This window comes from Ornithinibacillus jepli (assembly GCF_047228935.1).
Lineage (GTDB): Bacteria > Bacillota > Bacilli > Bacillales > Amphibacillaceae > Ornithinibacillus.
Window position 1 is genome coordinate 243,308 of the sequence record NZ_JBFEGG010000003.1, and the last position, 14,186, is coordinate 257,493.

Annotated in this window: 10 protein-coding genes; 8 read left to right on the top strand and 2 right to left on the bottom strand. The window is 35.4% G+C overall.

Annotation, left to right across the window (positions count from 1 at the left end):
* Positions 1–186: 186 nt before the first annotated feature.
* On the bottom strand, positions 187–1,194 hold the full coding sequence (locus tag AB1K81_RS13010; RefSeq protein WP_412977083.1) for a tetratricopeptide repeat protein: 1,008 nt from the start codon (positions 1,192–1,194) through the stop codon (positions 187–189).
* A 312-nt stretch (positions 1,195–1,506) separates the two neighbouring features.
* Here AB1K81_RS13010 and AB1K81_RS13015 point away from each other — a divergent pair, with 312 nt between their 5' ends.
* From AB1K81_RS13015 to AB1K81_RS13025, 3 genes are all read left to right on the top strand, one after another.
* Positions 1,507–3,000, top strand: a complete 1,494-nt coding sequence (locus AB1K81_RS13015) for a peptide MFS transporter (RefSeq protein ID WP_412977084.1) — start codon at positions 1,507–1,509, stop codon at positions 2,998–3,000.
* Positions 3,001–3,159: 159 nt separating this feature from the next.
* Positions 3,160–3,915 (top strand): acyl-[acyl-carrier-protein] thioesterase, encoded by a 756-nt coding sequence (locus AB1K81_RS13020; RefSeq protein ID WP_412977085.1) that lies wholly within the window; start codon positions 3,160–3,162, stop codon positions 3,913–3,915.
* A gap of 126 nt (positions 3,916–4,041) precedes the next feature.
* Positions 4,042–5,568, top strand: a complete 1,527-nt coding sequence (locus tag AB1K81_RS13025; RefSeq protein WP_412977086.1) for an alpha-amylase family glycosyl hydrolase — start codon at positions 4,042–4,044, stop codon at positions 5,566–5,568.
* Between the two features lie 243 nt (positions 5,569–5,811).
* On the opposite strand, the gene AB1K81_RS13030 is transcribed toward AB1K81_RS13025, so the two are convergent.
* Entirely contained in the window at positions 5,812–7,569 is a 1,758-nt protein-coding gene (locus AB1K81_RS13030) for a glycoside hydrolase family 13 protein (RefSeq protein WP_412977087.1), read from the bottom strand.
* Positions 7,570–7,980: 411 nt separating this feature from the next.
* Between AB1K81_RS13030 and AB1K81_RS13035 the strand changes: the two genes are divergently transcribed.
* The 5 genes from AB1K81_RS13035 (at position 7,981) to AB1K81_RS13055 (ending at position 14,135) form a co-directional block, all read left to right on the top strand.
* Complete coding sequence (locus AB1K81_RS13035) at positions 7,981–9,246, top strand: extracellular solute-binding protein (RefSeq protein ID WP_412977088.1); 1,266 nt, start codon at positions 7,981–7,983, stop codon at positions 9,244–9,246.
* Between the two features lie 70 nt (positions 9,247–9,316).
* Positions 9,317–10,624 carry a sugar ABC transporter permease gene (locus AB1K81_RS13040; protein WP_412977089.1) on the top strand — a complete coding sequence of 436 codons (1,308 nt, stop codon included), beginning with the start codon at positions 9,317–9,319 and terminating at the stop codon, positions 10,622–10,624.
* A gap of 2 nt (positions 10,625–10,626) precedes the next feature.
* A complete protein-coding gene (locus tag AB1K81_RS13045) occupies positions 10,627–11,478 on the top strand; it encodes a sugar ABC transporter permease (RefSeq protein ID WP_412977090.1) in 852 nt (283 codons plus the stop codon).
* A 48-nt stretch (positions 11,479–11,526) separates the two neighbouring features.
* Entirely contained in the window at positions 11,527–12,372 is an 846-nt protein-coding gene (locus tag AB1K81_RS13050; RefSeq protein ID WP_412977091.1) for a hypothetical protein, read from the top strand.
* Between the two features lie 107 nt (positions 12,373–12,479).
* On the top strand, positions 12,480–14,135 hold the full coding sequence (locus AB1K81_RS13055; RefSeq protein WP_412977092.1) for a glycoside hydrolase family 13 protein: 1,656 nt from the start codon (positions 12,480–12,482) through the stop codon (positions 14,133–14,135).
* Positions 14,136–14,186 lie beyond the last annotated feature (51 nt).

Sequence of the window (14,186 nt, forward strand, 5' to 3'; positions counted from 1 at the left end):
ACATGGTTCTTATTACTTTTTTGGTGACTTGTATCAATTTGGGATGCAAAAGTTAATGGATGACTAACTATAATAGTTAGGATATTAAAAAGGTGATTAAGGTGGCAATAACGGAAACCTATCCAATTTCTCGTATTACAAAGAAACCATAGAAATTTTGAAATTAATATAGAAAGGGGGCTATTTCTATAGTCCCCTCAATCTCTCCTTAGCCTGTTCGTCCCCTTTTAATGCTGCTTTTTGATACCATATCTTTGCTTTTTTCAAATTTACTAGTGTACCTATACCATTTTCATAACAGAGTCCGAGATTAAATTCACCGTAAGAGTCCCCTTGTTCAGCGGCCATTTTATACCATGATATCGCTTCTTCCCCTTTGCCATTTTCCACTGCCTCATGGCCTAGGCGATTCGCTGCAAAAACATCACCCGCTATAGCTGATTTCTTAAACCAATCTTTGGACTTATCCATGTCAACCTCAGTACCAACCCCATTTTCATACATATAACCTAATGTATACATCGCTTCAGGTACCCCTTTTTCAGCTGCTTGCATGAAAAGGTCAAGTGCTTTTCTGTTATCCTTTTCTACATATTCACCACGCAAATACATATCTGCGTAATTATTTATCGCATCTGGATAGCCTAATTCAGCAGACTCTTTATAGCATAAATATGTTTTCTCCAAATCCTGTTTCACTACTTTACCCATATAATAATAATTCCCTAACCAATAGAAGGCTTCTGGATTTTTACCAAGATTAGCAGATGCTTTAAACCATGGAAATGCCCAGGTATCTCGATCAATTAATCGATATAAATGCCCGAGCTGAAGTTGTGCGTCATGATTTCCTTTTACTGCTTCAGCATACAGTACAACGGCTTCTTCTAATTCATCCTCCTCCATATATATAGCAGATTGCTCATCAGAAAGGGTAAAAACTTCAGACAAAATGGTTAGTAAATCATGTATAACAAACGGTTTATATTCCTCATGAACAACGGGTAAATTGCTTATTTGTTTATGTAAAATAAGGACATCGTCAGAAAGCACACTTTTAGGTGTGATGCATTCCTCTAATATTCCTGAGATGTCTTCATTGAATTGGTTACTCTCCAATAAATAATCTAATTTTTCTGCCGTATAGGTAAAACCTCTGTTAATTAATTCTTGCTTCAAGTACGCTTTGTCCACCTAAAAGACACCTTTCTACTTTCATTTTCTAGAGTATCTCACATTTATTTGTTCAAATCACGCGTTTCACATTTGCTGAAATGTTTCCCAAATGCCCAAGTTTTACCAAACAATAAAATTAAGAACATACTAATACTAAAGGATGAACCGATTACATAAAGATGATTCACCATTTTATTATTTTTTAGAACTATTTCACTTCTTTAAAAACCCTTTACGCAAGTTGCGATATGTCCTAAAATGTTTAAGTCGACTTCATTAGAGTTTTCAGTTTATTTACGAAATTTAAAAACATCAGGAGGCTTTTCGTCCATGAAAAAACAAGATAGAGATGCCATCCTAAAATCCATACCACAAAAAGGATTTTTTGGACATCCAAAAGGTTTATCAACGCTATTTTTCACTGAGTTTTGGGAACGTTTTTCTTATTATGGAATGCGTGCCATTTTACTATTTTATATGTACTACGAAGTTTCTGATGGTGGACTTGGTATTGATCAAACAACAGCGAACTCGATTATGGCGATTTATGGATCGCTAGTTTATATGTCTGGTATTATCGGTGGTTGGATTGCCGACAGAATATTAGGTACAGCTCGAACTGTGTTCCACGGTGGAGTACTTATTATGATTGGTCATATCGTTCTTGCCTTACCATTTGGCGCACCTGGTTTGTTTGTATCGATGGGATTCATTATTATCGGTACTGGATTACTTAAACCAAACGTTGGTGGTATGGTAGGGGAGCTATATAGTAAAACCGACCCTCGTCGTGATTCTGGATTTAGTATTTATTACATGGGTATTAACATGGGTGCATTTATTGCTCCTTATATTGTCGGAACATTAGGAGAAGGAGTAAACTTCCACTTAGGTTTTGGAGTTGCTGCAGTAGGGATGTTAGCCGGCTTAATCGTGTATGTGGTTACACGTAAGAAATATCTTGGACTAGCAGGTTCTATTGTACCAAACCCATTGAAGAACGAAGAAAAAAAACGGCTAACGTCAATTTCCTTAACCGTAGTTGCTATATTAGCAATTGTTGGGTGGTTAGGAATTAGTGGTGGTTGGTTAACAGTTGAACGAGTAATTTTCTCTATTAGTATTCTTGGGGTTATCATCCCAACTGCTTACTTTATTTATATGTATCGCAGTCCAAAAACAACCTCTGATGAAAAATCTCGTTTACTAGCTTATATTCCATTATTTGTTGCTGCGATGATGTTCTGGGCAATTCAGGAACAAGGCTCTACCATTCTTGCAACGTATGCTAATGAACGTACAGATTTAAATTTCTTAGGTATTGAATTAAAAGCATCTTGGTTCCAATCACTAAATCCATTATTTATTATTATGCTTGCACCGTTATTTGCTGGCATGTGGACAAAATTAGGGGACAAGCAACCATCTGTCGCTCAGAAATTCTCCTTTGGTTTAATTTTTGCAGGATTATCCTTTATCGTTATGATGTTCCCTGCATACTTCAATGGTACAGAATCTTTAGTAAGCCCTTTATGGTTAGTACTAAGCTTCTTCCTTGTTGTATTAGGTGAATTATTACTATCTCCAGTAGGTTTATCTGCATCAACTAAACTTGCACCTGCTGCCTTTGCAGCGCAAATGATGAGTTTATGGAATCTATCTAACTCTTCAGCACAAGCTATCAATGCACAAGTTGTAAAATTCTACTCTACCGAGACAGAAGTTATGTACTTCGGTGTAATTGGTGGTATTGCTATTGCTTTAGGTATAATTCTATACTTGTTCTCTCCTAAATTGAAAGCATTTATGAGAGGCTTAAACTAAACTTACAAAGCTGCCTTTTCGATTAGAATTATCTAAATCGAGAGGCAGTTTTTTTGACTAAAGGAAATTCTGATAGAAAGTAAGGTTTTAAAATGAGTTATTATAAACGGTTTATGTTACTGTATTCATATGTAATTTATATGTAGGAGAGCGATAATAATGCAACCAACAACACGATATGAAAAGAACTATCATATTGATTTAAGGGATGTTGATTTTCAAAAGGAATTAAGAATAAGTGCACTATTTGGCTATTTTCAGGATATTGCTAATTTGGCATCGGAAAATTTAGGAATAGGAATTAATCAATTAGTTGAAACATATGGGGTAGCTTTTGTATTAATGCGAATTCGCGTTGATATTGTTCGTCACCCTAAACTGGATGAAGAGATTACGATTGAAACTTGGCCACTGAAGCCTGGGAAGCTTGAATTTGAACGTGATTATATTGTTCGTGATCAAGCTGGTGAAGTGATTGTTAAAGCTGTTTCAGTTTGGGTCATCATGGATTTGAAAAAGCGACGTTTAAAGCGAAGTGAAGCAATTAATCTCGAGTATCCAGAATCGATTGAAGAAAGAGCAATTGATGTTGCATTAGAAAAAATAAAAGTTTCTAATAACCTAGAGACTGCTTATTCTAAAATGATAAATTATAGTGATATAGATTTTAATGGTCATTTGAATAATTCACGATATGTCGACTATATTCTGGATTGCTTTACGTTGGAAGAACATCATAACTACCATATTAAATCGATTGAAGTAAATTATCTCAGTGAAGCATTACCAGGAGATACACTAATTGTAAAGAAAGATTTATCAGAAATTGAAGATAACGTAGTAATTGTAGAAGGGGTTCGGGAGGCGGATGAAAGGATCGTATTCCGTTCAGAAGTGAAAATAGAAAGTAATTAATACAGGAATTGGAATGCCACGTATATTGCGGCATTTCAGATTCCTTTTTTTATTATCTTTAGAACTATATACACAAAACTAGATTAATAAGTTAGAATGGTTTAGAAAACAACAAGGGGGTTTACAATGAAGAAAATAATAAGCGCTTTCATTGCGTTACTAGTAATATGTTTTGGAGTTGTACCAATTCAAGCACAACAACAAAGCTGGCAGGATGAAATTATATACTTTATTATGATTGACCGATTTAATAATGGAGATCCATCAAACGATTATGAAGTAAACTTAGATGATCCTAAAGCTTACCATGGTGGAGATATCCAAGGTATTATAGATAAACTCGATTACATTAAAGAATTAGGGTTTACTGCAATTTGGTTAACTCCAATCGTAAAAAATGAGCCTGGTGGGTATCATGGATATTGGACAGAGGACTTTTATGAAGTAGAGGAGCATTTTGGTACTTTAGAAGAATTTAAAAACCTAGTTCAAGAAGCGCACGACAGAGATATAAAAATTATTTTAGATTTAGTTGTTAATCATACGGGATATCATCACCCTTGGATACAGGACCCTGAAAAGCAAGATTGGTTTCATGAAGATATACCAATTATTAGTTGGGATAATCAAGAAAATGTCGAGGATGGACGTCTAGCTGGATTACCAGATTTAGCTCAAGAAAATCCCGAAACGCGTAAGTATTTACTGGACATGGCTAAATGGTGGATTGAGGAAACGGATATTGATGGATATCGACTTGATACAGTAAAACATGTACCAAAGGATTTTTGGGAAGAGTTTGCTAGTGAAGTAAAGTCAGTGAAAGAGAATTTCTTTTTGATTGGTGAAGTGTGGCATAGCGATCCATCGTATGTCGCGGATTATGCTAAAACGGGAATTGACTCCTTCGTTGATTACCCATTTTTCAATGAAGCAACTCGCATATTTAGTCAACCTAATCAAGAGATTGGTAAATATATGAGTGGTATATGGAAACGTAATGTTAGTCTTTATGAAAATCCATATGTATTAGGGAATTTTATAGATAATCATGATAATAAACGTTTCACAAGGCTTGCGATAGAAAAGGACCAAGATACTTTAACACAATTAAAGCAAGCATTAACTTATATGTACTCTGCACCAGGAATTCCCATTATATATTACGGTACCGAGATTGCATTAGATGGTGGTGATGATCCAGACAACCGTAGAATGATGGAGTTTAAGGATCATGAATTAGTAGATTATATCTCTAAATTAGGTGAGATTAGAAATTCACACCGAGCTTTAACATATGGAGAGATGGAAGTATTATTTGAACAAGCTGGTATGGCAATTATTCAAAGAACGTTTGAAGATGAAATAATCATTACTGCCATTAATAATACTACTTCAGACCAAACCGTTTCATTATCAGAAGAAGTACTAGGAGAAAATATCCAGTTACAAGCATTACTTAAAGAAAAAATTGTCACGGAAAAAGATGGATATGAAATTTCTATTCCTAAACAGTCATCAGAAATCTATTTAGTAGAAGAAGGAACAAAGCAAATGAATGCCTTGCCCTGGGGGATAGCAGTTATGTCTATTCTAGTTATTGGTTTAATTGCTTTAATTAGTCGTAAAAAAGTTATAAAAAATAGAAACTAAAAAATGAGGCTGGGACATAACAAAATTGTACAGAAGTAAAGCCGAATGATTCACCATACTAGCACCGGAAATATACGGAGACTCCAGCGGGAGGAAAGGCATCGGTGAGACCCCGCAAGTGCGTTAGCACGAGGAGGCTCACCAGCCGCCCGCGGAAAGCGCAGTATATTTCCGGTGCGTCGTAGGTGCACTACATTCGGTTATTCGTTTGACTAAAAAACTTTTGTCTCAGCCTCATTTACATTAAATTTCAAAAACCCTAAACCCAAGAGGGCTTACGTGTACTGTTGAACCTACCGTAACTTCCTTCTTTTGACCACTTTCAACATCCCATTCCTGTACGGAAGTTGACCCAAGTTCTTGACTTAGAATTTCTAGTGGCTCATTACTATTATTTACAATAAACTGTAAACGCGTATCTTTATTAAATTTTTCATAAACGACATAGTTCTTTTCACTATCTGCATGGATAAATCGGATATCCGCGTGGTTTCCGAAGACTGGTTCCGTTTTTCGCCATTTTAATAACGTTTTGATATAATTAAATAGTTCTCGATCCTGCTTCGTCTCATCCCATTCCATACATGCACGGCATCCTGGGTCTTGACCACCAGCCATTCCAATTTCGTCACCATAATAAATACAAGGAGCACCGATAAAACTTAATTGGAGTAGGTACAGAAGTTTTACACGGTCACGGTTTCCATTTGCAAGGGTTAAAATTCGTGGCGTATCATGGCTATCTAATAAGTTAAATGCCACTTCATTCACATTTTTAGGATACATATGGAGTACCTTCACAATGGAATCGGCAAAATCTTGAGCAGATATACTATTCTTCGCTAGGAAATCGATTGCACTATTTGTGAATGGATAATTCATTACAGCATCGAATTGATCCCCCTGTAACCATGGCATAGAATCGTGCCAAATCTCACCAAGTATATAAGCATCTGGTTTAACTCCTTTGACCACTTTACGGAAGTCTCTCCAAAATGCATGATCGACTTCATTTGCCACATCTAAACGCCAACCATCAATATCAAATTCTTCTACCCAATAACGGGCAACATCTAATAAATACGCTTTGACTTCAGCGTTTTCCGTATTTAGCTTAGGCATGGAACTAACGAAGGCAAATGTATCATAATTTGGCTTTGGTTCTGTTACAACCGGGAAGTCCCATAGATGGAACCAGTTTTTATACTTCGATTTATCCTGATTCTCTAGTACATCCTGAAACTGCGGGAAGTAGAACCCACTATGGTTAAAGACCGCATCTAACATCACACGAATTCCACGCTTATGGCACTCTTGAATAAGTTTGCGGAATGTTTCTTTATCCCCAAACTGCGGATCAATTTCCATATAATCGATGGTGTCATATTTATGATTCGAATGTGCTTTGAAAATAGGTGTAAAGTAGATACCACTTATCCCTAAGTCCACTAGATGGTCTAAATGATCGATTACCCCTTGGAAATCTCCTCCGAAAAAGTTGGATGGAGTAGGATCGGAGCTTCCCCATGGTAATGTACCTTCTGGGTTTATGGAAGCATCACCATTTCCAAAACGTTCTGGGAAAATTTGATACCAAACCGTATCTTTAACCCATTCTGGTGCTCGAAATACATCTATATTGTTTACATACGGGAAACAGAAAAAGTTTGCGATGTCAGTTGGGAGAGAAGTGAAAAATCCCCCCTCCATATAATATAAAGTTTCATTACTATCAGAGCATTTGAAACCATAGCGCATACGGTGAAATTCCGGTTCTACAGCAATAGTCCAGTAATCGTAAAGAGAAGTAGAACCAGATTTAGTCATGGATTTTGTATCGGTTTGCCATAGGTCATTGGCCCAATCATAAGGGTCACCAAATATAAGTTCTACAGAAGTAACGTCATCTTTCTTTGTTTGCAGCATGATGTGCAGTGTATCCTTGTCATATGCATAGGCAAAGTTATTTTTTGGTCTGTGAAAAATCGCTTCTTTAATCATCTTAACTCTCCTTTTGTATTAAAATAACCCCGTTTACAGTTAAGTAAACGGGGTTGTTGTATCAAACAAAGCATTGCCCTTATATTAATTAATAATCTACTGTAAGCATGTTATAATGTCAATCATTATAGTAGAAAAGTAGAAGAAAATAAATCTACTAAAATCTGTCAAAAAAAAATTAGTGAAAACGATTGCATTAATTTTAAAATAAAGGTACAATTTCATTGTAAGGTTGCGCAAACGTTTTCACAAATGTTGTGAACTTTATAGCAGGGGGCAATATAAGTTTGGAACATAGTGGACTTTTAATTGTCGAAAACATTACCTTACAGATTACTAGATAAGTAGTTTTAAAAATAACAATTTTTTTAGTTAGAGATGACTAGAAAAGAAAGAGAGGAATTTCAAATTATGAAATTTAATTGGAAAAAGCTTGCTTTTATTGCAATGTTAACTAGTTTATTAGCATTAGCAGCATGTGGAGGCGACAACGAAGATAGTGGCGACTCTGATTCTGCTGATGGTGGAGAAAGTGCTGGAACACTTGAAATCGGCGTTGAAGCTGGATATATCGACTATGTAAAATCAATTGTCCCTGCATTTGAAGATGAAACTGGTATTAAAGTAACGGTAACGGAGAGAGATTTATTCGAAACTTTGGAAGCCCTTCCACTTGATGGACCTGCTGGAATTGCTCCAGATGTTATGATTGCTCCTTATGATAGAGTTGGTAACTTAGGACAACAAGGTCATTTAGCGGAATATACGTTCCCTGAAGATGGTCGTTATGATGATTTAGATAAGCAACAAGTAACAATCGATGGTAAAACTTATGGAGCACCATTCGTTATTGAATCACTAATTCTTTACTACAACAAAGATTTAATTGATCAAGCTCCTGAAACATTCGCAGACTTAGAAGCATTAGCAGAAGATGAGCGTTTCGCATTTTCTTCTGAATCAGGAAGAACTACAGCGTTCTTAGCTAACTGGTTAGATTTCTATAGCACTTACGGATTACTTTCAGCATATGGTGGATATGTATTCGGTGAAAATGGTACAGACCCGTCTGATATTGGTTTAAACACTGAAGGTGCTATTGAAGGTATTGAATATGCTACAGAATGGTTCAATAAATGGCCACAAGGTATGTTAGATTCTACAACTGCTGGTAACTTCATTGATGAGCAATTTACTACTGGTAAAACTGCTGCAATCATCGGTGGACCATGGTCTGCTTCTAACTATAAAGAAGCAGGTGTAAACTATGGCGTTTCTATGATCCCAACTCTACCAAATGGTGAAGAGTACCAACCATTTGCTGGTGGTAAAGCTTGGATTGCAAGTAACTATGCAAAAGATTCAGAAGCTGCACAAAAATGGTTAGACTTTGTTACTAACGAAGCAAATCAACAAAAGCTTTATGAAGATAAAGGTGAAGTACCTGCAAACCAATTAACTCGAGTAACTGTAGCGGAAGCTGGCGATGAGCTAACAACTGCTGTTATCAACCAGTACAACAATGCAATTCCTATGCCAAACATTCCGCAAATGGCTGAAGTTTGGACAGGTGCAGCAACATTAATGTTCGATGCTGCTTCTGGAAACAAAACAGCAGAACAAGCAGCAAATGACGCAGTAGACGTTATTAGTGAAAATATCTCTCAAAAATACTAATAATGTTAACTTAAACTTTGGCAGAGATACGCTCTCTGCCTCAGTTTATTTATAAAGGGAGTGAGAACTTGTGGAATATAAAGAAACAGAAGATGTAAAGCGTATTAGAAAAGCAACTTTGCTCTCTATAATTCCTGGTATAGGTCAAATCTATAATAAACAGATTTTTAAAGGGATAGCATTCCTTGCTATTTTCGCTTTGTTTATTATAGAGATGATAAACTTTGGAGCGGAAGCGCTAGTAGGCTTAATAACATTAGGTAGTACCCCTGGTACGGACCATTCACTATTTATTTTAATTGAAGGTTCTTTGCAACTATTAATTCTTCTACTATTCCTTCTTTTTTACGTAATAAATTTAAACGATGCTAGAAAAGTTGCTATTACATGGGCAGAAGGCAAAAAAGTAAATACATCTATGAAATCGGTGCTAGCTAATATGGTAGATCGTGGATTCCCTTACTTATTCACTATTCCTGCTTATGTAGCAATGGTATTTGCAATTGTATTTCCTGTATTAGTAACGATATTTATTGCATTTACAAACTATGATTTTTATCATATTCCTCCAGCAAAACTAATTGACTGGGTAGGATTTACTAACTTTACTGATATATTTTTCTTAAGTTCTTATCGTGATACATTCTTTGCAGTATTTGGATGGACAGTAATTTGGACATTGGCAGCAACAACTCTACAAATCGTAATCGGTATTTTTACAGCACTTGTTTTAAACCAGAAGTTTATAAAATTCAAACGTGTATTCGGTATTATTTTCTTATTACCGTGGGCAGTACCGGCATTTATTACGATCATGAGTTTTTCAAATATGTTTAACGATAGTATTGGTGCGATAAACACGCAAGTTATCCCACTAATTGATGCATTAATACCTTTTGTAGACATCGGAAGTCTTCCGTGGAAGACAGATCCATTCTTCACCAAAATTGCAATCATTATGATTCAAGGTTGGCTAGGATTTCCGTTTATATATGTACTTGTATCTGGAATTCTACAATCAATTCCAGAGGAACAATATGAAGCGGCGCGTATTGACGGGGCTGGTATTATTCAGCGTTTCAGACATATTACGATGCCAGCAATCTTCACCATTGCAGCACCTATTTTTATTACACAATATACAGGTAACTTCAATAACTTCTCTATGATCTATCTATTTAATGAAGGTGGACCAGGAAGTATTGGTGCTGGAGCAGGTTCAACTGATATTTTAATTTCTTGGATTTATAAATTGACAACAGGAACGTCACCACAGTATTCTATTGCATCTGCTGTGACATTGTTTATTTCCCTATTTGTCATTATCATTTCGTTAATGATCTTTAAGAAAACGAAAGCATTTGAAATGGAGGATTAGTGATGAACAGAATAACAAAATCCCAAAAAACCTCCCGTATTGTGAATAAATTTTTTACCTATTTTTATTTATTATTACTAGCGGTTATTATTATTTATCCGTTATTAATTACAGCAAGTTCTGCTTTTAAAGCTGGAAACGTGACAGCTTTTAACTTAAACTTTAATGCAGAATGGACGTTAGTGAATTTTCAAAGACTATTTACAGAAACGTTATATGGTAGTTGGTATTTAAATACGTTAATCATTGCAGTCGTTACGATGCTTGTACAAGTAACATTTATTACTTTGGCAGGTTATGTGTATAGTAGATATCGCTTTGTAGGAAGAAAGAAAAGCTTACTATTCTTCCTTATTATCCAAATGGTGCCAACAACTGCTGCTTTAACAGCATTCTATGTAATGGCATTATTAATGGGAGCTCTAGATCAGAGTTGGTTCTTAATGTTCCTTTATATCGGTGGTGGTATTCCGATGAATACATGGCTAATGAAAGGTTATTTCGATACCGTACCTTATGATTTAGATGAATCTGCCAAACTGGATGGTGCAGGTCATTTCCGTATTTTCATTCAAATCGTATTACCATTAGTTAAACCGATGATTGCGGTTCAATCTTTATGGGCATTTATGACACCGTTTGGGGAATATATGTTAGCGAAATTTTTGCTTCGTTCACCAGAAAATTATACGGTAGCAATTGGATTACAAACATTTATTAATAACCCACAAAACCAAAAGGTAGCATTATTTGCAGCTGGTGCGATTCTAATCGCAATTCCGATTACCTTATTATTCTTCATGCTACAAAAACATTTTGTTGCTGGTTTAACATCAGGTGGTACAAAAGGGTAATACTAGCATAATAACGGATTTAACTCTCTAAGAAATGAAGTGAGTAACTTGAGAAAAGATATATTTCCAATCAATTATTTTAAAAGCATCATCTCAACAAAACGCGTATTTACTGGAAGAAAGCAATTAAATTGGTTTCAAATCATCATCGTCTTGTTATTTTTAAATGGGTTAATGATGATTCCATTGTCGATAAATATTGCGAAGATGGATTCATATCCAGTAGAAGAAACATATCCGAATGCATTTTCTCTATTAGATGAATCGGTCGTAACGGAGCTTGTTGATGCGGAATATTCACAAGGACAACTAACATTACCGAATAGCTTCTCTGTACAAACGGAAAATGGAATTGTCGGGGGAAATATATCGACCTCTGAAGAAGATAAGGCATTAGAAGCAGAGAATGCACTAATTTTTAAAGAGAATGAATTCGTCATTAAAGATACGGATAACCAGATTGTAACGGTAGCTTATACGAATGATTTTTCTATTGAAGACGTAAAGACAGCGGAAGAATTAAGGACAGAACTTGCTCGTCAATGGTTTATACAGAATAAAAGCTTTATTGTTGGAAGTTTACTATTTTCGTTATTTATTCTATTGTTTGTCAGCACTTTCGTAATAACGCTGGGATCGTCATTATTTGTTCTGCTTACTAAAAAGGGACAAGTATCAACAATTCAGACATATAAAGAATCCCTTAATCTAGTCGTCAATTCGTTCGGAGTGCCTACGTTAATCGCAATGCTATTAGGATTTATTCAATTTAATATCATTACGATGATTATGGTACAAACTTTTGGATTTATCATGATGCTGCTCATAGTATTCATGAAAACACGATTTAGTGATGATTATATGGAACAGCTAATTACTAGTAAAAAAGAATAGATTGGTATATGCAATAACGGGGGATACAAGCCGATGGTTAATGTGGTGTAGTAAACCCCTGTCTCTATATCGTGGACAACAAGAATAGATTAGCAAGGAGAGTTTCTATGGAAAGAATATGGTGGAAGGAAGCTGTGGCATATCAAGTATATCCACGGAGTTTTATGGATTCTAATGGGGATGGTATAGGGGATATACAAGGTGTCATTTCTAAGCTTGATTACTTAAAAGATTTGGGAATTGATGTTATTTGGATGAGTCCAATTTATAAATCTCCTAATGATGATAATGGTTATGATATTAGTGATTATCAAGATATTATGGATGAATTCGGTACAATGGAAGATTTTGATTTACTACTGTCTGAAGTTCATCGTCGCGATATGAAGTTAATCATGGATTTAGTTATAAACCATACATCAGATGAGCATCCATGGTTTATCGAATCACGGACTTCAAAGGAAAATCCATATAGAGATTTTTATATATGGCATCCGGGAAAAAATGGAAAAGAACCAAATAACTGGGAGTCTATTTTCGGTGGTTCAGCATGGAAATATGATGAGAATACAGATGAGTATTTTCTTCACGTGTTTTCTAGTAAACAACCAGATTTAAACTGGGAAAATCCAACCGTCCGTAATGAATTGTATAAGATGGTAAACTGGTGGCTGGACAAAGGCATAGATGGATTTCGAGTAGATGCAATTTCTCATATTAAAAAGTTACCTGGCTTCCCAGATATGCCAAATCCGGAGAATAAAAAATATGTTCCTTCTTTTGATGGGCATATGAACCAAGATGGTATCCAAGTGTTTCTTAAGGAATTGAAGGAAAAAACGTTTGCCAATTATGATATTATGACCGTTGGAGAAGCGAACGGAGTAAGTATTGACCAAGCTGAAGAATGGGTTGGAGAAAAAAATGGCAAGTTTGATATGATTTTTCAATTTGAACACCTAGATTTATGGGGAAAGAATTCGGATAATGGCCTGGATATACATGCATTAAAAAAGACACTTACTAAGTGGCAAAAAGGACTCGAAGGTGTTGGCTGGAATGCGTTATTCCTAGAAAATCACGATCAACCTCGTTCTATTTCTACATGGGGTAATGATGAAGAATATCGTGTTGAATCTGCCAAATGCTTGGCTACGATGTATTTTCTAATGCAAGGAACTCCGTTTATCTATCAAGGACAGGAAATTGGTATGTCAAATGTACAATTCGCTTCAATTAATGATTACAATGATGTTGGTATGAGGAATTACTATTACAATGAATTAGAAAACGGAACCCCTGTAGAAGACATTATGGAAGTCATTTGGAAAACAGGTAGGGATAATTCAAGAACTCCAATGCAATGGACGAATGAGAAAAATGCGGGCTTTACAACAGGTACTCCTTGGATGAAGGTGAATCCAAATTATCCAGAAATAAATGTAGAAAAAGAAATACATGATCCGGATTCAGTATACCATTATTATAAAAAATTGATTCAATTGCGTAAAAACGAAAGTGTATTCATTTATGGTAACTACGATTTAATTATGGAAGAGCATGACCAAATCTATGCTTATACACGAACTTGGGGAGAAAAAATGTTCTTAGTAGTTACCAATTTATTTGCCGAACAAGCAATGTTTTCTTTTCCGAATCATTTAGTAAACAAAACAAAAAAGATAATTCTAAGTAACTATGTGGAAAATGATGAAAAAGTACTCAAGCCTTATGAAGCTAGAATTTATAAACTAGTAGATTAGTTAATCTTATCAGGTTTAACTGATACAGCTTTAGTACTTATTAAATTTGAA